This is a genomic window from Lysinibacillus odysseyi 34hs-1 = NBRC 100172, assembly GCF_001591965.1.
Taxonomy (GTDB): Bacteria; Bacillota; Bacilli; order Bacillales_A; family Planococcaceae; genus Lysinibacillus_B; species Lysinibacillus_B odysseyi.
Window position 1 is genome coordinate 211,628 of record NZ_BCVX01000004.1, and the last position, 18,900, is coordinate 230,527.

Consider the following 18,900-nt stretch of genomic DNA (forward strand, 5'->3'; position numbering starts at 1 on the left):
ACTATGAAAGATTCTTGTTTCTTGCGGGGCAGGGATCTTTCTTTATTTCCGGCATTGGTTGTTGCCAGGTGACTCTATTCATTGGATCTCGGGGCTTTACAGAAGGGGTTTTTTCGGGCGTTGGAAAATTATTATGATGTAATGGATAGAGCTGCAAAACAACACAGTTCTAAAATATGTAAATACCCATCCAATTGCATGTTAATAATTGGATGGTTGTTTTTGTTTATCACAATCTTGATGATGCTTATGTAAGAAATAACTGAAAGAAATTTGAATCGGGTAATGAAAGAAAGCAGCTTGCCGAATCATACGGCCGACGAGTTCCTATATAACCATTCTATGTAGTTCCGGTTCCGTTACCCATTGCCGTACCAAAAGTCGGTGAAGGCTGTCCATATTGCTGCGAAGATTTTTATGACGGCATATAGCATGCCGATTGCTATGGATGCTGAGGCAACCGCTACTATTACCGATACAATAGTGACGATAACAGATATGATACTTATTACCTTTAGCTTCTTATTCATGGAAACCTCCTCTATCAAAAGATTACTATTGATTTCCTCTTACTCTACCATATTATACACTGATCAATTACCACAGGAGGAATTTGCTTTTGGAATGTTAATAGCTGAAAAGATTTCATAAATCATCTTTGGGGAATTGTACCGCGGCGAAAAACATAATCAGTATTTTTAATTGTTTATCGCTTCTATTTCAGAATAGAAATATCGTACAACTACAGATGCGAGTCCAAATTAATCTATTGCTGCCATAAATATGGAAAGTAGTGTTACAATTAACTATATTAGAGAAAAAGGATAGATAAAATGGAAATGATAACAGCTTTTTTTGAAAAGTGGCTGATGCTGCTGAAATTTAATACTAATATGATACATAATATTGCTCTGGCCTTACTATATATTCGCTTGCTGTATTTGCCGTTAAAGTCGTTTAATCTAGTAGGGAAAAAGAAAGCTGGAGAAACCGCACCTTCTTCCACAACCAAAAGCTTAAAAAGATTAATTATGGCACTGCTCTTAAACTTGTTGCTAGGGTCGGCGCTACTCAAGTTTCTGCAGCCAAGCTCTCTAGCCAATTGGCTGCCAACAGGCTGGCGGTTTGACTACATTATGCTGGCTGTTATTGGCGGGTTAATCCTCCTGTCTTTACTTATTTACATTCCCCGGCAATTCTATCGGATCAGGAAAAAAGAACAATCCTTCGGGAAGGTGCTTTGGAAATTCAGTTGGCTTTTACTAATGGAGTTTTTCCTTTTTTCATCACTGCTGTGGGGAGTTAATGAACTGTTTGTGCCGAACAGAATCGAACTGGATTCTCCTGTTGTGATGTACGATTTGGAAGAAAAGCCGGTATCCATCGTTAAAATCAGAAAGACAACACCTAACGGAACAGAAAATGGTATTTCCACGAGCGATACTAGTTTCTTAATCAGCGCAGTTGATCTACATTCCGGTGAAAAGGTTTGGAGCAGGAGTGCTGCGTGGCAGGAATACTTAGTAGGTGAGACTAAAGAGGGCCTGCTAGTATTAAATAATAAAAAGAAAACCCTCTATTTTCTAAATCCGAGAACCGGTAAAAAACAAATGGACGAAAAAGACTTACTCGAAAAGTTCCCTGTTTTAGCAGATAACTTAAGCTATATGTATACGGATTATGCTATTACAAATCCAGATGAAATCTATTTTTACGGTCTAGACGGTCGTTATTATATGATCGACCTGGCTGCAAATGAGGTAACAGAAGACCCGGGCTATTCCGATAAAATAAACCCCTTTACTGAAGCATGGGATGATGAAGCGGGCAGCAATGAAAAACAAATGGAGGAAATTGAGACGCTTTACCCTGAGTTAATGGGCGTAGGGCTAGTCGAAACCCAACAAGCTGATAAACAGCTCGTTGCCTATCAGAAAAAGCGCAATGATAATCGGTATACGCTGGCTCTGCTTGACCTTACTAAACGAAACATAGTTTGGGAGCAGCTGCTAGATGCTCCTGCTGAAAATACGGATACTTCATTATCCTTCCATCAGGATGAGAAGTTTGTCTATGCCTGGACCGGTCGTTATCAATACAAAATCAACAAAGAGACCGGGAAAGCTGCTTATCAGTATGATTATAAGCGCGGGAAGCAAGTAGTTGATTAGCATTTCTCGCTTTTACATTTAAATGTGCGCAATCCATTACTTCTCAAGCATTAATATAGCAATGAAATAAGACGGTAGGATAGAATCCCGCCGTCTTATTTTTATTGGTAATTGGTTTTTAGCTTCCACTTCAACATTTGCGATAAAAATCTCCGGCACAATCAAAATCCGCTATCCGTTTACAATGTTGCTTCGTTTGCCTTGCATAAAATCAATCAGGTTTTGGGCAGCAAGCCTGCACATGCCTAGCCGTGTATCAATAGTAGAGCTGCCGATATGGGGGAGGGCAACGAGGTTCGGCAGTGTAAGCAGTTTATGATCAGGGGCGATCGGTTCTTCCGCAAATACATCCAGTCCTGCTGCATAAATGTCCCCATGAACAAGTGCATCATATAAATCGTCCTCATTCACGATACCGCCGCGTGCGGTATTGATCAGAACCGCCGTCTTTTTCATCAGCTTTAATTCACGGGCTGTTATTAAGTCCTTCGTTTCAGCGGAATATGGCGTTAAGATACATACAAAATCGGATTTTTTCAATAATTCATCAAGCTCCTGATAGGATGCGCCAAGCATTTCTTCCGCTTCGTATTTACGCGAGCGGTTATAGTAGAGTACATTCATATCAAAACCTTTTGCACGCTTTGCGACGGCTTGTCCGATAGCACCGAACCCGATAATCCCAATGGTTGCGTGGTGGATATCTCTTCCAGTCAAACTGAACAGCGACCAGGACCGCCATTCATTGTTGCGGAGATGCTCGGAAGCTTCCGGGATTCTGCGTGCCGTGGCCATGAGGAGGGCAAAGGTTAAATCTGCCGTCGTATCCGTTAAAATACCCGGGGTGTTGGTCACGGCAATGTTTTGTGCCTTGGCAGCTTCGATATCGATATGATTGAATCCGACAGATAATGTGCTGATCACTTTCAAGTTTTTCGCTTTTTCCAGAAGGGCTGCATCGATTGTGTCGGTTATTAAGCAATATAACGCATCCACTTTCTCAATTTCTCGTTCTAATATTTCCCTCGGAACGGGCGTCTCTTCGGATTCCCAGCCCGACACTTCAAAATGCGCCGAAAGCATGTCAATTGTTTCTTCAGGCAATCTGCGCGTCACATACAATAACGGTTTCATGTGTAACCTCCTTGATTATCATGATATGCAAAAGTGATGATAACTGAATTGAAGCTGCCGTTATGGAAACAGCAATAGAAAACTAGATAGATACACTTTGCTGTTTAAGACATGGAGTAAATGCGGCATTCCTAAAAAACAACGGATATAAAAACACTATAACAATAGCATCTCCTAAATAATAGAGGGGCGCTACTTGATACTTATATTTTTCATTAAGCGCAAAAACTTGAATAGCATGTGTGTCCCAATGTTTCTTTAAATTCCTATTTCCATATAAAAAACTCCCCATCGATAAACAGATCACTTTCTGTCTATCTCGTGGGGAGCATATCTAGCTGAATAGCTTGGTTCTAAAAACATGAAGGTATTTCATCTATCTTCGTCCATTATGGCAAAAGTTCAACCACATTTTTTTCTAACGTATTGCTAATTCTTAATAATGCCGAATTGATCAATAATATATGGTTTAGCATTATTTTTGTTTTGGTCGATTTCGTAAGTTACCGCAACAAGCTTGTTTTTAGAAACTGTGATGCCTACAAAGTTTTGAATTTGGCCGCGTACAGGACGGTCATTTTTGTCTGGATCGGGACCGTAGATGGCTGCATGGTTTTCATCTGCTACTTCAAAGAGATTATAGTATGCATTTCCAAGCAGGGGATCTTGATTTTTATAATACACTTTTGGTCCAGCAGTAGCAGGGATTAAATAAATTGTGCCATCTGGATTTACCGTATATTCAGTCGTCTGGCCTTTTTTAGTTACAGTAATCTTTTCAGCCTCTGAAGCTTTGCCTTCATGATTAATCGGTTTTGTGCGTGCGTAAATATGATCATGCCCCTGAAGAACGAAGTCTATATCAAGTTCAGCCATAAGCGGCGCAATCTGATTTCTTACCCCGTTCGGCCCCATAATATCATCGTCTGTTGCATGGTTGGAAGTCGTATATGGTCCTTTGTGAATGTTTACGATCACCCATTTGGCACCTTTTGCTTTGGCTGCTTTTACATCCTCTTTCAGCCAGTTAACCTGCTCTTCTGAAAAATTATCGTATCGCTCAGAGTCTTCGTTACTATTAAGCACGACAAAATGAGCATTACTATAATCGTAAGAATAGTAGGCACCTGTTTCAGTAGCAGAGTTTTTTGGGACGTCTAAATTGAAATGGTCGATAAATGCATAGTTTTCATCCTCATGATTGCCCGCTGATGGCACGAAGGTTGTATTTAACAGGCTTTCCTGTGAATGTCCTAAAAGCCAATCCCACTGCTCCTCTTTCAATCCATTGTCTACCAGGTCACCGTTATGGACTATAAAATCCGCGTTCGGAATCGTATCCATAGCTTTTTCGATCGTTTCCGCCGAGAGAATAGCTTCCTCTTCTGTTTTGGCCTGGGTATCTGCTAAATCAATAAACGTAAAAGAGCCTTTTTTAGGTGCCGTTTTAAAGCTTCCTACTTCACTCCAGCTTTTTAATGATGCATCTCCCACACGGAAATAGTATTCCGTATCTGGCTCAAGCCCTGTTGCTACAGCCTTATGTACATATTCTTTCTGCGAATTAGTAGAAGTGGAAACAGTGCCTTTAAAAGTCAGCCCTTTATCAAATTTAGGCTTCTTTGCTCCGACTTTTTTGACTACCTGTACGTCACTATTTTTGAAATTTGGGGATGTATACCAAGTAAATCCTTTCGTGCTTGTAGCATCGTTATTGAATGTGACAGTTACCTTGTTAACGGTAGTCGGATTAGGATTTTCGGCGGCAAAAGAAAGCGTACTGCCGACTCCTCCCAGCATCGATATAGCCAGGGTAGCTGATAGTAATTTTTGAGTAATTTTATGCAAGTAGTTCAACCTCCACCAATCATTTTCACTATCTTTTCTGATAGCAATTCGAGTATAGCATCGGTTTTTACTGTTATTGTTAATGTCATATTATGATTGTGTAAAGAATGAAAAGTAAGAGGTTGCTTTGTTTTCTGCCCGTACAGATTTTACGGGAGTTATTGAACTTTATAGAATGTCCACAAGCGGTCTTCATTTGAAAATAATGTCCTCTATGTTTTCAACGAAAGAGCCAAATCTTTTTTATAGCCGTTTACTAATTCTATATATCCAAAAGCTGCTTTCATTATTTCCACAATTGCCGTATTTTCCTATCCTTCATTTGAAAATATAGTATAGTTACTGTAAAAAGCCTAATGGATCGAGGGGACTGGACTAGATGAACATACTAGAAGTTGGGGCAAAGATTAAGCAGATGCGGAAGAAAAATAAAATGTCTCAGGATGATTTAGCAACGCAGATCAATTTAACAAAAAGCCATATTTCGAAAATAGAGAACGGGAAGGCGACGCCGAGCTTGGCGACCTTGTCCAAAATTGCGGAAATATTTGATGTGCCTATGGCTTGGTTTGTGATACAGGATCAGTTTGACGGCATTTCCATTGTGTCTAAAAAGGAGCGCAATGAAACCGTTGAAACGAATGAACTCGGCTATCAATATGAGCTTTTGGCGAATAAAAGCTATATGAGCAATATCAATCCTTCCATCGTGACGGTACATAACGGGGCGGAAAATTTAGCTCCGTACACACATGATAATGACGAGTTTATTTATGTAATTTCAGGCAGCATCACCCTAAAATACGATAATAAATTTTACACGTTGGAAGAGGGGGACTCCGCTTATTTTTCCGGGAAGAAAGAGCATATATTCATTAACAATTCTGAGGAAAACTCAAAAGTATTGACGATTTATGTGGAGGATTAAATCTATTCGCTTAAGCGTAAATATTATCGTAAATACAATTTTCTTGTTTACAATTGGCTATAAGCAATTTACAATTGGTGTAATATCATTCAACTAAGTTGAATAGTATTACACTTTTTGATTTTGGGGGTATGGGGATGACTTCACGTATTAAAGGGTTTTACTTACTTTCGGTAGAAGAGCGAATCAAGCTGATCGCTGAACAATCAAATTTAACAAATGAGGAAGTGGAAGCTTTAAAAAGCGGACTTCCGTTAGAGCTTGCTGATGCAATGGTGGAAAATGTTATTGGACATATTTCAGTGCCTCTTGGGGTAGCGGCCAACTTTAAAGTAAATGGCAAAGAGGTATTTATCCCGATGGCTACGGAAGAACCGTCAGTGATCGCGGCGGCTAGTAATGCAGCACGTGCGGCATATGAATTGGGCGGCATTTTTACCTCCAGTTCGGGCACTGTGATGCGCGGGCAGATTCAAGTTTTAAATATCGGGGATCCGCACGGAGCGAGAGCGAAAATTTTTGAACATAAAGATGAAATCATCGAGCATTGTAATGCAAAAGATCCAACGCTAGTAAAGCTAGGCGGCGGTGTAAAGGATATTGAAGTACACTTGATTGACACGGCAAAGGAAACGATGGTCGTCGTACACCTAATCGTAGATACGAAGGATGCGATGGGTGCCAATGCCGTCAATACGATGGCGGAATCTGTTTCACCGTTAATCGAACGGATTACAAATGGACGGGTCGTGCTGCGGATTATTTCGAATTTAGCGGATAAACGGATTGTGCGTGCGCGCGGAGAATTCTCGACAGACATGCTGGGCGGTATGGAAATCGCCAAAAATATTGTAAGTGCGTATGAATTTGCAGATGCTGATCCATACCGGGCTGCCACACATAATAAAGGGGTTATGAATGGGATTACAGCTGCAGTATTGGCATCGGGCAACGATACACGCGCTGTTGAGGCCGGCGCCCATGCATATGCTGCCCGTACAGGCAGATACCGTTCGTTAACGACATGGGAGCTGAATAAAGAAGGAAACCTTGTCGGTACGCTGGAGTTGCCGCTAGCTGTCGGGATTGTCGGAGGGGCTACAAAGACGCACCCTGTGGCAAAAGCAGCACTGAAAATTATGGGTGTGCAGTCAGCTGAGGAGCTGGCCGGCTATATCGCCGCGGTAGGATTAGTAGAAAACCTGGCAAGCTTACGGGCGCTTTCGGCTGAAGGCATTCAGTCTGGCCATATGCGTCTGCATGCAAAAAACCTGGCTGTCATGGCTGGAGCAACAGGCGATATTATTGACCGTGTCGTGCAGCAGGCGGTGGAAGAGAAGGATTTCCGCTATGATCGTATTCTAGAAATTACGAACTCTCTGCGGGGTGAGTAACATATGACAAATACTCAATATGATGAGAAAAAAAATACAGCGGAAAAGAAGTTTATCGAAATTTTAGGTGACACAGTTTCCGGAAATCAGTTAATTATCTCGATTATTTTAAGTGTAGGAGCCAGCTTTTTAGGCTATCAGCTCGGGCAGTGGATATTCCCGAAGTTTGCGGATCCGCAGATGATTAACTCCTATTCGCTGTTAACAGGAATCGCGGGTATTCTGATCGTCGTCGCTATCAATACGATTCTATTTAAACCGAAGCGTATTTTAGTAGAAGATGAAACATCCAGCCATTCTCTGAAGGAAGCGTTTGAGGATTTACAAATTGATATCGACGAGGAAATACGTCTGATCGAAGAAGATCCGGTAACGAAAAAAGAGCTTGAGAATTTAGGCATTCTTTCCAGCCTGCAAAGCTTGAAGGGAGCGGATAACAAATGAGTATTTATTTAATAGCTCTTTTATTTGCCTTGTTAGGTGCCGCCATCTTTACGATTATCGGGCTCATTTCAGGAACAGACGAAACAGCGATTATGGTGCCGATTACATTGCTGGTGATTTTACTGGGGGCACCTCCTGAAGGGGTATTTGCGTTCTTCATGGCCGGGGTGTTATCGAAGCACTTAACACATGCTGTGCCTACCGCGTTATTAGGGATTCCGGGTGATACAACGGCCGTACCGCTGATTGACCATGCGAACACATTACGCCGCTTGGGAATGCCGCACGTTGCACTGCGTAAAATGATTTCCGGCGGTGTCATCGGAGCGTTTATCGCTTTACCGACGGCTGTACTGTTAGGCCAGTTTTTAGGCCAGTTTGCCGATTTCTTTAAATCGTCATCAGGCATTATTTTTACGCTTGCCGCTGTTTTGATTGCGTTTTTCTCAAAGGGAAAATGGGCAAGTATTTTAATCATTATCCCATTTGCGTTTTTCATTAAAGCTTTGGACAGCGTCAGCTTTTTGATGCTTGATAAGCATTTAAGCATTACTTTCTTTTTAGGGATCGCCATCGGACCGATGTTCTGTAATATTTTAATGGCAGCTTCTCCTGTGTCAAAAAATGATTTAACACGCAGTAAGCCAAATGAATATAATCTTGCACCGGACACGAAATCATGGAAAGGTTATTTTCCGAATCCATTTAAGATTTTATCGAAAAGACAGTCCATTTTTACGGGTATTACAACGTTTCTTTCTTCCCTCACATTCGTGTTCAGTCCTGTAGGGATGACATCTTTGATGGGTGAAATTGTCGGCTCCCGTACAAAAGGCGCCTATAAAAAATCGACAACGAGCCTGACGGTAATGAATGGTGTAACAGAGTCGACTTATATCGCCGAAGCCATTATTCCGTTAATTGCATTCGGTATTCCGTTAAGCCCGGTTGCACTTGGACCGGCATCACCTTTATTCAATGCACCACCCGTATTTACGGTAGAACCGGTACACAATCTGCACACGTTAATGTCGTCATGGGATTTCTTCATTTTCGGATTGATCGGTATTACGGTGGCGGTATTAATTGCCTATCCGTTTGCGATGAATTATGCGCGGAAAGCGTCTGTGCTCGTATTAAAATACATCAGCCAGGAAGCAATCGTGGCGATGTTCATCGGTCTTGCATTCCTGCTTGCCTATAACGAAGCGCAGCTATTAGGCGTTGTGTTAACATTCACAGTCGCAACTGTCGGCGGGCTATTAAACCGTATTTTAGGTGTAGGGGCCGGTGTACAATTCATGGTGTTCTACGCATCAAGCTGGATTATGCTGCAGCTGTTCGGCATTTAGTGAAGGGAAGTGTATTTATATGACCTTACCAAAAGCAGTGGAAATAAGGGAAGTCGGTCCACGTGACGGCTTACAAAATGAGAAGGTATTTATTCCAACTGATTTGAAAGTGCAGTGGATTGACTTAATAAGCAAAACAGGCGTCCGTCATGTCGAAGTATCGTCTTTTGTCAGCCCCAAATGGATACCGGCGCTGGCTGATCATAATGAAGTGTTCGAGCAAATCACACGCGATGAAAAAATAACATATGCTGCGCTTGTCCCTAACCTGAAAGGGATGGAAGGGGCTATTAAACAAAAGGTTGACGAGGTTGCTTTATTTATCTCTGCTTCCGAGGAGCATAATAAAAGCAATGTAAATGCCTCCATCGACGAGTCCCTGCAAAATTTAAAGGCGGTAGCGGCTGCGGCAAATGATGCGGGTATACCGTTAAGAGGCTATATTTCCACTGTATTCGGCAGTCCGTTCGGTGACGAAGTACAGCTGCAAACAGTGAAGAGAATTATCGATGCGTATATAGAGATGGGCGTTTCTGAAATCTCGCTCGGCGATACAATCGGTGTAGCGGACCCTGTACAGGTAAAAGCAATCTTATTGGAGCTGCTTACCGACTATGACCGTGAGCTGTTTGCGCTTCATTTTCATGATACGTACGGCCGTGCTTTAGCGAATATATTCGCAGCACTTGAGATGGGCATTACAAAGTACGACAGCGCAATCGGCGGCTTGGGCGGCTGTCCTTATGCCCCGGGTGCAAGCGGCAATGTATCAACGAATGATCTAGTAAATTTCCTGCATCGGCTAGGTGTGGAAACGAATATTGACGAAGAAAAGCTATTTACCGCCACACAGTTTTTACAGCAGGCAATCAATAGACAGCCCGATAGTAAAGTGTATAAGGTGCAAAGCCAATAAGAAAAAGGATATGGGAAGGTCATTCCCATATCCTTTTTTTACGTAGGCTGTCAGCGGGGGAGGGGAAAGACTTTTTGTTATATATGGCTTTCTCTATCCTGAGTTACTCAGATGCAGAAATAACAATAGCCAATTAATGAGAGTGTATATGTCGGAAACTCCCGCGCGGTTTGCTGGGGAGTTTAAAGGTTCTCGCGATTAATCAACCTAAGCAAGAAGGTGAAAATGGGCCTAAGAGTTCATTGATAAGTCTTTCTATCTAACTTTCTAAAAATTCAACAAATTTCGTGTCTCTAAGTTTATGATAGATATATGCGAGAGAAGTCGCTAGAAAAGGAGGCAATATTTATGAAATTAACAGTTGAACAAATGCTTGTTAGTAAAGGTATTACTCCAAAAGAAGGTCATCTGGAAATCCTGGAAGCACGCTGGAAGGAAATGAGCGAGCTGCGGGGGGATTTGGATGGGATTAAGATTGATGACGCAGATATTGCGTTAAAAAATATCGCAGGAGGTGACCATCATGAGTAATCTGCATTTAAAATCTGTTGAAGAATTGGCGCCGTTACTTGAATCGAAGCAGTTATCGCCTGTGGAGCTGACAAAGGAAATTTTAGAGTTCGCGCATCAAAGCCAAGAGGCGATTAATTCCTATATCGACTTTTATGATGACGAAGCGATAAAAGCAGCTGAAAAGGCTGAGGCAGAGATAGCAAATGGCGATTACAAAGGGATGTATCACGGGATTCCTCTTGCATTAAAGGATAATTTGTATTTTAAAGATAAAGTAACGACGATGGCATCGAAAATCCATAAGGACTTTACATCGGATGCAGACGCGACGGTTGTCGAAAAGCTGCGTGAAGCCGGTGTTATTTTTACAGGGAAACTGAGCATGCATGAGTATGCATGGGGGATTACAAACAATAACCCGCATTACGGACCTGTCCGCAATCCATGGGATACAACGAAAATGCCAGGAGGTTCAAGCGGCGGCTCCGGTGCTGCTGTGGCAGCAGGTGCCAGTGTTGCATCGCTTGGAACAGATACGGCAGGTTCCATCCGCATTCCGTCTTCGGCTTGCGGCATTGTCGGGCTGAAGCCTACACATGGCCGTGTCAGTAAGTTCGGATGTTTCCCGCTGGCATGGACGCTTGACCATATCGGGCCGATGACTAAAACGGTAAAAGATGCGGCTGCGATGCTTGAAATCATTTCAGGATTCGATCATCGGGACCCGACTTGTGTCGATCGCCCTATCGATCAGTACGTAAATTACTTAACAGGTGACGTGAAGGATTTAGTCATTGGGGTGAATGAGGATTACTTCTTCAAGCAGGTCGATCACGATGTGGAAAATGCCGTCCGCAAAGCGATTGATTTACTCGTAAGCCAAGGGGCGAAGGTGGAAGTCGTGAAAATTCCATCACTCCAATATGCCGAGTGGGCAGAGCTTGTTACATCCTTATCGGAAGCGTCGGCCATCCACCACTCCAACTTAAAGACAAGACCAGAGGATTTCGGAAACGATATCCGCCTGCTGTTTGAGCTGGGTGAGCTGCCATCAGCAGTTGATTACTTGCAGGCTCAGCAGGTAAGAAGACAGCTAAAGGCTGAATTTGCGGAAGCCTTTAAGAAGGTCGATGTATTGATTGCGCCGACATTGCCGGTTGTGGCAAATGATATCGGTGATGATACAGTAGACTTGAACGGCGAAAAAGTGGATCTGATTAACAACATCATCCGTTTCACTGGTCCAAGTAACTTAACAGGGCTTCCTGCCTTAACGGTTCCATGCGGCTTCAAAGGAAAGCTACCAATCGGCCTTCAAATTATCGGACCAGCCTTCAAGGAAGGCAAAGTATTGAATGTAGGCTATGCGGTTGAGCAGTGTAATCTGATGGAAGGCAAAAAACCGGAGATTCTATTGGCTAATCGATAAGATTCCCCGCAGCTAAATAGTTTGGCAGAAAACAACTTTTTAATAGCACTTATGAATTTAGGCTTTATTCTAAACTTCATAAGTGCTTTACTATTTAGTTGGGAGATACATAAATAGAGTGATTATACGATTGGAACCGGATCAGGAAGTTGGAGGATAGAAGCTTGGGAAATTTACTATTAGCCGCAGTTATATTTATTATCACATTAGCACTCGTGATTTGGCAGCCGAGAAATCTAAATATCGGGTGGTCAGCAGGCGGCGGTGCAGCAGCCGCACTCATCGTCGGGGTAGTTGATGTTAGTGATGTGCTTGCTGTAGTCGGTATTACTTGGAATGCAACGCTATTATTTATTGCAATCATTATCATTTCGTTAGTGCTGGATGAAATCGGCCTGTTTGAATGGGCTGCACTTCATATGGCCCGCATCGCAAAGGGGAATGGCATCAGGATGTTTATGTATGTCATGGTGCTTGGGGCAATTGTGGCAGCATTTTTCGCGAATGACGGAGCAGCGTTGATCTTGACGCCGATTGTGCTGGCGATGGTTCGCCATTTGAAATTTAGTGAAAAAATGATTTTGCCGTTCATTATGGGGAGCGGATTTATAGCGGATACAACATCCCTTCCGTTTTTGATCAGTAATCTGGTCAATATTGTAGCGGCCGACTTCTTTGGTGTCGGCTTTATGGAGTATACGCTGCGGATGTTTATCCCGAATTTGTTTTCGTTGCTAGCGACGATTATTGTCCTGCTATTGTATTTCCGCAAGTCAATCCCGTTAACATATGAGCTCGGCATGCTAAAAGAGCCGGCTGAAGCAATCCGGGACAAAAAACTGTTTATGCTGGCATGGCCGGTTATGGCTATTTTACTGCTCGGCTACTTTACAGCTGAGCTTATTCATGTGCCGGAAAGTGTGATTGGCTGGATCATTGCAGTATTCCTGCTTGGCATGGCCCGCAAAAGTCCGGCTGTTAATACAAAGGCCATCATGAAGGGGGCGCCTTGGAATATCGTATTCTTTTCCATCGGTATGTATTTGGTCGTATACGGTTTGGGGAATGCGGGATTTACGAAGGCACTGGCAGCTGTTATTGAATGGACGGCAGAAGGCGGTTTATTTACGGCAACGATTGGCATGGGCTTTATCGCCGCATTCTTATCTTCCGTTATGAATAATTTACCGACCGTCATGATTGATGCATTGGCGATTGCCGAAACACATACAACGGGTGTTATTCGGGATTCACTTATTTATGCGAATGTCATCGGTTCGGATCTAGGGCCGAAAATTACGCCGATCGGTTCTTTAGCGACTCTTGTCTGGCTGCATGTGCTGTCGAATAAAGGAATCAAAATCTCATGGGGGCAGTACTTTAAGACAGGGATTGTGCTTACGATCCCGATTTTGTTCGTTACATTGGTGGGGCTGTATATCACGTTTTTGATTTAGCGGTTTTTCGATTTTATGGGGTATTTTACTATATTGATGAAGGGCGCAATAAAAATGGGGCGGCAAAATGCAAAAACAACTGCATTGTTACCTAGTCAGCTATATACTCTATTTTTGGCTGATATGACAACGGCGATTGCCCATTACGTAATAGAACTGCATTCCTTTGTCTTGAAATACCTTATATTGATTTTTTAAATCCGGCTATTTTCATATACACTGCCAATCCCTTTTATCAAAATAGACGAAGTAAACAGAGTGTAAAGAGTATGTTATATTTTATTGGTTTTTACCAAGAGTGCACGTTTCTCTTCTATTATAAAAGAGGGAGGGACTTGCATGTTAAATGTATTTCATGAAAGGCTTGAAAAGCACCGGTTGATCGCTGCCATCAAAGAGCCGAAAGCACTCGAGAAGGCGGTCAAATACAAAGATAATTTAAGTGCGGTCATTTTAATGACAGGAAATATTTTGACGGTCCATCAGTATGTTAAGCTGCTGCATGATGCGGGGCTGCCGGTTATTTTGCATGTGGAGAAGATTGGCGGTCTGCAGCTGGATCAGTACGGTATCGATTTCCTCTATAATATCGTAAAACCGTTTGCGATCGTGACGACAAAATCGAATGTGATCAAAAAGGCAAAGCAGAAGAAAATGTTTGTCGTTCAGCGGGTTTTTTTGATTGATACGGAAGTGTATTGTCAGTTGGAGCAATCGGTCAATGACTCGGCGGCGGATATGATTGAGATTATGCCATGCAGAGCACCCGATTTTATCAGGAAGCTTTCGCTTGTGACGGATAAACCTTTACTAACGGGCGGGCTGCTGAATACGGAAAAGGATGCGATCGAGGCATTGCAAAGCGGGGCAGCGGCCGTAACGACATCCAATACGGAGCTATGGAAAAGAAGCATTCACAATTACGATACAATTACTTAATACGGAGTCAATGCTGGATTAACAATCACCTTTTATAGTAGTAAGTGAGAAGTAAATAGACTCAGGCGCTGATAAGAGAGGCCGCAATTTGTTGTGTAGGAGGTTACACGGCTTTTTGCGGTCTCTTTTTATGCTGTCTGGAATAATTGGGAGGAGATTGGATGAAGACTTTATCAAGGTTTTGGTTGTTGTTCATGGCGGTAGTATTTTTAGCGGCGTGCTCGGACGAAGAGGGGGACTCTTCAGGTGCTGCCGCATCAGGCGACAAGGTAAAAATTGAATATTGGCATGTGAATGCCGAGACACAAGGCGGCAAGACAGTTGAAGAGCTGGTGAAAGAGTTCAATGCCCAAAGTGACACAGTAGAGGTAGTAGCAAAGTTTAATCCAGATATGTATAAAGGATTGATGCAAAATCTGCAGGCAGAAGCCGCAGCGGGTAATGCGCCGGCTGTTGTGCAGATTGGCTGGGCGTTTTTGGATTATTTCTCTAACAACTTTTCCTATACAGAACCACAGTCGATCATCGATCAGTATTTCACAGAAGACAAAACATTTTTAACAGATCATTTCCTGCCGAATGTGATGGATCTGGCGAAAAACAGTGAAGGTTCTCAAGTAGGGATTCCTTATTCATTAAGCAATCCGGTGCTGTATATTAACCGGGATTTACTGCGTGAGGCGGGTTTGGATGAAAACGGTCCAAAAACGTGGCAGGAAGTACAGCAATTCTCAAAGGTGATTAAAGAGAAAACGGGCAAATACGGCTTCTATTTACAGGAACCGGCCGATAACTGGGCAACGCAGGCGTTACTGGAAAGCAATGGTGCGCAAATGATCACGAATGGCAAGGCGACATTTGCCTCACCGGAAGGAATAGAAGCATATTCGTTGTGGGCAGATATGATAGTAAAGGAAAAAACAGCGCTGCATATCGGCTGGGATCAAGGGATTCAGAGCTTTATCGATGGCAATGTAGCGATGCTTTATACAACGATTGCACAGCGTTCAAATGTACAAAACAATGCACAGTTTGATGTAGCAACAGTGAAATCGCCGGTCTGGGAAGGGAAAGAGGTGAAATTGCCAGCAGGTGGAGCGATGCTTGCTATTACCGCTCAGAAGGAGGAGCAGCAAAAAGCAGCATGGGAATTCATGAAGTTTTTGTATAGCGTAGAATCGGTAGCTAAATGGACAAAAGGTACAGGTTATGTGCCGCCGCGTGAAGGGGTGGCAGATGCAGAAAATGGGTTGAAGCAATTCCTTGAAGAAAATGAAATGATGCAGGCGGCGGTAGACCAAATGGATGTTATCGTTCCTTGGACTTCATTCCCGGGAGATGCGGGCTTGCAGGCGGAACAGCTGTTACTGGATATGCGTGATCAAATTTTAGGCGGCACTATTACAGCGGAGGAAGGTTTAACATCAACACAGGATGCGATTAATGAATTACTGAAATAATATCTACTATCGGTGGGTATGCATTGCCCACCGGTTTTGATCCGGTGAAAGTGGTGAGATAATGAGTGCTTTGGCAGCATCTTTTAAAAAAATATCGGCAAATAAGCAGGCATTGTTTGCCTATAGTATGCTTTTTCCTTCTGTCGTCATCATGGCGGTATTTATGTTCTGGCCGTTTCTTTACACAATTTATTTAAGTTTTTTTGATTGGAATATGATCAAGCCGACAAAGGAATTTGTTGGCCTGCAAAATTATATCGAAGTTTTAAAGGATCCGCTCACGTATAAAGTATTTGGGAATTCGGCTGTATATATTTTTATTCTGCTCCTTCTTAACTTTACCGTACCGTATATTTTTGCGTTCATTCTTGACTTTGTTATCGGCAGGATGAAGAGCTTTTATAAAAGTGCCTTCTTTTTGCCGGCTTTTATTTCATTAGTAGTAGGCTCAATTTTGTTTACATGGATTTTGAATCCTGTATCAGGACCTGTGGCTATTGTGATGGGCTGGTTCGGACTTGAAATGCCTATTTGGAGCAAGCTGGACGGCTGGGTTATTTTCATTCTTTCCCTTATTACTTCATGGAAAATTTTCGGCTATAACTTTATATTACTGTACGCATCCATTAACGGCATCTCGAGGGAAGTTATTGAAGCGGCAAGGCTGGACAATGTCCCGTTATGGAAAATTTTCTTTCATATCGTTGTGCCGATGAGCAGTGCGACGGGCATCTATATTTTCATTATTACGATTGTGCAGGGGCTTCAGTTTGCCTTTACACCGATCAAGGTCATTACGCAGGGCGGCCCTAACTATGCAAGTTCGAATGTCATTTACCATGCTTATCATGAGGCGTTTGTCTTGTACCGGACAGGCCATTCAGCCGCATTGTCGATTTTAACGATGGTGATTTTTGTCATCCTGCTGATCGTGGAATTCAAATATGTAGAGAGAGGTATTTACTATGAAAATAAGTAAAAACATATCGATACCTTGGCATATTGCCTTTCTGATTACGATATTTCTATTGATTTTCCCGATTGTTTTTGCGGTTGGTTCATCTTTTACATCACTGCAGGATGCTTATAACCATCCATTAGCGCTTTTCCCGCTCAATCCAACGCTGGAAAACTATCAAGCCTTTTTTGATAGCTTACCGGCAATAAAAATTGCGATAAATACATTCATCATTGCATCGGTCGTTACTCTCTTTAAGGTAGTGACCTCCTTCATGGCTGCATATGCCTTTGTGTATTTTATCTTTAAAGGCAAAAACACGCTGTATTTTATGTTGATCAGCACGATTTTCCTGCCGTTTACTGTGACGATGATTCCTAATTATTTAATTATCTCGAATCTGGGACTAAGTGATTCACTATGGGGTGTAGTATTGCCGCAGCTGGCAGATGCCATGGGGATTTTCCTGTTAACACAGGCTTTACGAACGATTCCTGTATCGCTTATTGAAGTAGCAAGGCTCGATGATATGAGCCACTGGCAGATCATGAAGGATATTGTACTGCCACTGGCAAGACCGGCAGTCACCTCAACAAGTATCTGGTTTTTTATTACAGCCTGGAACGAATATGTATGGCCGGTACTGATTTTGAAAAGCACGGAAAACTTCACGCTTCCGTTAGCTTTACAGATGTATATCAGCTCTGAGGGCGGTACGAACTTTACGGTAGCGATGGCTGTATCGGTAGTTACGATGATTATTCCACTCGCATTATATTTGATGTTCCAACGCTATATTATCGGAACATTTACTTCATCCGGGATTAAATAGGAGGAGCGGCCATGAAAGAAATTCGTTTTGAAAACGTGAAAAAAAGCTATGGACATACAGAAGTAGTGAAAAATTTAAATTTCAGCATCCATGAAGGGGAGCGTCTGATTTTGCTCGGTCCATCAGGCTGTGGAAAATCAACAACACTGCGCATGATTGCAGGACTCGAGGATGTCTCGTCCGGGAATTTATATATGGGCGGCAAGTTAGTGAATGATGTTCCGAGCGGTAAACGGGAAGTCGCGATGGTATTTCAGAACTACGCCCTTTATCCGCATATGACGGTAAAGCAAAATATTGTGTATGCGCTCCGCATGAAGAAGGTACCTAAAAAGGAAATTGCCGCCCGGCTGGAGGACGCACTGGCGATGCTGCAGTTAAGAGGCTTGGAGGACCGCCTGCCAAAGGACTTATCAGGCGGGCAAAGACAGCGTGTAGCTTTGGCGCGTGCTGTCGTAAAGCAGGCGGATTTCTTTTTACTCGATGAACCTCTTTCGAATTTAGATGCACAGCTTCGTGTTTCTGCGCGGAAAGAGCTGGTCAAAATTCATGAAAAGTATAAGCAGACCATTGTGTATGTGACACATGACCAAATCGAGGCGATGACAGTAGGCGACCGGATTGCCCTATTGAATGAGGGAGTACTGCAAATGCTGGATACCCCTGAAAACGTCTATCACCGGCCTGCTAACATTTTTACCGCAAAATTTATCGGGGCGCCGCCAACGAATATTTTAGAAATGGTCTATTATGATAAGCATATCCGTTTCGGCGATCAAAAGATGAGCATTCCTAATGAGTGGATTCAGCATATTCAAAAAGCAAACGCCAGGGAAATGGTTTTCGGTATTCGTCCGGAGCATCTGGAAATCATGGAGGAGCACGGGGAAAATACGATGTATGCCATTGTCAGGGCGATAGAAAACTTAGGAGCGGAATATGCGGTCTATTTAACGTTTAATAATGAGGAAGTCATTGCACTGAGCCCCCATAAGGAGTGGCGGGTAGGAGAGCAGGTTTACATTCGTCCAAACGTTCAGCATATGCATATATTTGATATGGCCACGACCAATTCTATCGGCTATCCGGAAAAAATGGTGAATAGAGTACCTGTATTCAATTAAA

At 42.7% G+C, this 18,900-nt stretch carries 17 protein-coding genes; 14 read left to right on the forward strand and 3 right to left on the reverse strand.

Annotated elements, in window-relative coordinates:
* Positions 1–359: 359 nt before the first annotated feature.
* The gene (locus BOD01S_RS22910; protein ID WP_156117055.1) at positions 360–530 is read right to left on the reverse strand and encodes a hypothetical protein; all 171 of its coding nucleotides are present in this window, start codon (positions 528–530) and stop codon (positions 360–362) included.
* A gap of 303 nt (positions 531–833) precedes the next feature.
* Between BOD01S_RS22910 and BOD01S_RS08295 the strand changes: the two genes are divergently transcribed.
* Positions 834–2,171, forward strand: coding sequence for a PA2928 family protein (locus tag BOD01S_RS08295; RefSeq protein WP_036157186.1), 1,338 nt, complete (start codon positions 834–836; stop codon positions 2,169–2,171).
* 171 nt (positions 2,172–2,342) lie between these two features.
* Here BOD01S_RS08295 and BOD01S_RS08300 read toward each other — a convergent pair whose 3' ends face one another.
* Both BOD01S_RS08300 and BOD01S_RS08310 read right to left on the reverse strand, forming a co-directional pair.
* A complete protein-coding gene (locus BOD01S_RS08300) occupies positions 2,343–3,305 on the reverse strand; it encodes a 2-hydroxyacid dehydrogenase (RefSeq protein ID WP_036157184.1) in 963 nt (320 codons plus the stop codon).
* A 429-nt stretch (positions 3,306–3,734) separates the two neighbouring features.
* On the reverse strand, positions 3,735–5,105 hold the full coding sequence (locus BOD01S_RS08310; RefSeq protein ID WP_052124964.1) for a metallophosphoesterase: 1,371 nt from the start codon (positions 5,103–5,105) through the stop codon (positions 3,735–3,737).
* Positions 5,106–5,532: 427 nt separating this feature from the next.
* Between BOD01S_RS08310 and BOD01S_RS08320 the strand changes: the two genes are divergently transcribed.
* From BOD01S_RS08320 to BOD01S_RS08380, 13 genes are all read left to right on the forward strand, one after another.
* The gene (locus BOD01S_RS08320; protein WP_036157177.1) at positions 5,533–6,081 is read left to right on the forward strand and encodes a helix-turn-helix domain-containing protein; all 549 of its coding nucleotides are present in this window, start codon (positions 5,533–5,535) and stop codon (positions 6,079–6,081) included.
* Positions 6,082–6,218: 137 nt separating this feature from the next.
* The gene (locus tag BOD01S_RS08325; RefSeq protein ID WP_036157175.1) at positions 6,219–7,475 is read left to right on the forward strand and encodes a hydroxymethylglutaryl-CoA reductase, degradative; all 1,257 of its coding nucleotides are present in this window, start codon (positions 6,219–6,221) and stop codon (positions 7,473–7,475) included.
* A gap of 3 nt (positions 7,476–7,478) precedes the next feature.
* Positions 7,479–7,919: a hypothetical protein gene (locus BOD01S_RS08330; RefSeq protein WP_036157173.1), complete on the forward strand. Its 441-nt coding sequence runs from the start codon at positions 7,479–7,481 to the stop codon at positions 7,917–7,919.
* Positions 7,916–9,271 (forward strand): tripartite tricarboxylate transporter permease, encoded by a 1,356-nt coding sequence (locus BOD01S_RS08335; protein ID WP_036157171.1) that lies wholly within the window; start codon positions 7,916–7,918, stop codon positions 9,269–9,271. The genes BOD01S_RS08330 and BOD01S_RS08335 overlap by 4 nt, the downstream gene beginning before the upstream one ends.
* 19 nt (positions 9,272–9,290) lie before the next feature.
* Complete coding sequence (locus tag BOD01S_RS08340) at positions 9,291–10,187, forward strand: hydroxymethylglutaryl-CoA lyase (RefSeq protein ID WP_036157169.1); 897 nt, start codon at positions 9,291–9,293, stop codon at positions 10,185–10,187.
* A 348-nt stretch (positions 10,188–10,535) separates the two neighbouring features.
* Positions 10,536–10,718: a hypothetical protein gene (locus BOD01S_RS08345; protein ID WP_036157167.1), complete on the forward strand. Its 183-nt coding sequence runs from the start codon at positions 10,536–10,538 to the stop codon at positions 10,716–10,718.
* Complete coding sequence (locus BOD01S_RS08350) at positions 10,708–12,129, forward strand: amidase (RefSeq protein ID WP_081978040.1); 1,422 nt, start codon at positions 10,708–10,710, stop codon at positions 12,127–12,129. The genes BOD01S_RS08345 and BOD01S_RS08350 overlap by 11 nt, the downstream gene beginning before the upstream one ends.
* Positions 12,130–12,293: 164 nt before the next feature.
* Positions 12,294–13,586, forward strand: a complete 1,293-nt coding sequence (locus BOD01S_RS08355; protein WP_036157163.1) for an arsenic transporter — start codon at positions 12,294–12,296, stop codon at positions 13,584–13,586.
* 339 nt (positions 13,587–13,925) lie between these two features.
* Positions 13,926–14,525 carry a glycerol-3-phosphate responsive antiterminator gene (locus BOD01S_RS08360; protein WP_036157162.1) on the forward strand — a complete coding sequence of 200 codons (600 nt, stop codon included), beginning with the start codon at positions 13,926–13,928 and terminating at the stop codon, positions 14,523–14,525.
* A 161-nt stretch (positions 14,526–14,686) separates the two neighbouring features.
* On the forward strand, positions 14,687–15,985 hold the full coding sequence (locus BOD01S_RS08365; RefSeq protein WP_036157159.1) for an ABC transporter substrate-binding protein: 1,299 nt from the start codon (positions 14,687–14,689) through the stop codon (positions 15,983–15,985).
* Positions 15,986–16,046: 61 nt separating this feature from the next.
* Positions 16,047–16,964, forward strand: a complete 918-nt coding sequence (locus BOD01S_RS08370; RefSeq protein ID WP_036157157.1) for a carbohydrate ABC transporter permease — start codon at positions 16,047–16,049, stop codon at positions 16,962–16,964.
* On the forward strand, positions 16,951–17,775 hold the full coding sequence (locus BOD01S_RS08375; RefSeq protein ID WP_036157155.1) for a carbohydrate ABC transporter permease: 825 nt from the start codon (positions 16,951–16,953) through the stop codon (positions 17,773–17,775). The genes BOD01S_RS08370 and BOD01S_RS08375 overlap by 14 nt, the downstream gene beginning before the upstream one ends.
* 11 nt (positions 17,776–17,786) lie before the next feature.
* Entirely contained in the window at positions 17,787–18,899 is a 1,113-nt protein-coding gene (locus tag BOD01S_RS08380; protein WP_036157154.1) for an ABC transporter ATP-binding protein, read from the forward strand.
* The last annotated feature ends 1 nt before the right edge of the window (position 18,900 follow it).

Excerpts from the sequence above, each read along its gene's own strand:
- BOD01S_RS08300 (WP_036157184.1), bottom strand. The coding sequence starts at position 3,305 with ATGAAACCGTTATTGTATGTGACGCGCAGATTGCCTGAAGAAACAATT.
- BOD01S_RS08295 (WP_036157186.1), top strand. The coding sequence starts at position 834 with ATGGAAATGATAACAGCTTTTTTTGAAAAGTGGCTGATGCTGCTGAAA.
- BOD01S_RS08365 (WP_036157159.1), top strand. The coding sequence starts at position 14,687 with ATGAAGACTTTATCAAGGTTTTGGTTGTTGTTCATGGCGGTAGTATTT.
- BOD01S_RS08330 (WP_036157173.1), top strand. The coding sequence starts at position 7,479 with ATGACAAATACTCAATATGATGAGAAAAAAAATACAGCGGAAAAGAAG.
- BOD01S_RS08320 (WP_036157177.1), top strand. The coding sequence starts at position 5,533 with ATGAACATACTAGAAGTTGGGGCAAAGATTAAGCAGATGCGGAAGAAA.
- BOD01S_RS08345 (WP_036157167.1), top strand. The coding sequence starts at position 10,536 with ATGAAATTAACAGTTGAACAAATGCTTGTTAGTAAAGGTATTACTCCA.
- BOD01S_RS08375 (WP_036157155.1), top strand. The coding sequence starts at position 16,951 with ATGAAAATAAGTAAAAACATATCGATACCTTGGCATATTGCCTTTCTG.
- BOD01S_RS08310 (WP_052124964.1), bottom strand. The coding sequence starts at position 5,105 with ATGCTGGGAGGAGTCGGCAGTACGCTTTCTTTTGCCGCCGAAAATCCT.
- BOD01S_RS08335 (WP_036157171.1), top strand. The coding sequence starts at position 7,916 with ATGAGTATTTATTTAATAGCTCTTTTATTTGCCTTGTTAGGTGCCGCC.
- BOD01S_RS08370 (WP_036157157.1), top strand. The coding sequence starts at position 16,047 with ATGAGTGCTTTGGCAGCATCTTTTAAAAAAATATCGGCAAATAAGCAG.
- BOD01S_RS22910 (WP_156117055.1), bottom strand. The coding sequence starts at position 530 with ATGAATAAGAAGCTAAAGGTAATAAGTATCATATCTGTTATCGTCACT.
- BOD01S_RS08340 (WP_036157169.1), top strand. The coding sequence starts at position 9,291 with ATGACCTTACCAAAAGCAGTGGAAATAAGGGAAGTCGGTCCACGTGAC.
- BOD01S_RS08360 (WP_036157162.1), top strand. The coding sequence starts at position 13,926 with ATGTTAAATGTATTTCATGAAAGGCTTGAAAAGCACCGGTTGATCGCT.
- BOD01S_RS08380 (WP_036157154.1), top strand. The coding sequence starts at position 17,787 with ATGAAAGAAATTCGTTTTGAAAACGTGAAAAAAAGCTATGGACATACA.
- BOD01S_RS08325 (WP_036157175.1), top strand. The coding sequence starts at position 6,219 with ATGACTTCACGTATTAAAGGGTTTTACTTACTTTCGGTAGAAGAGCGA.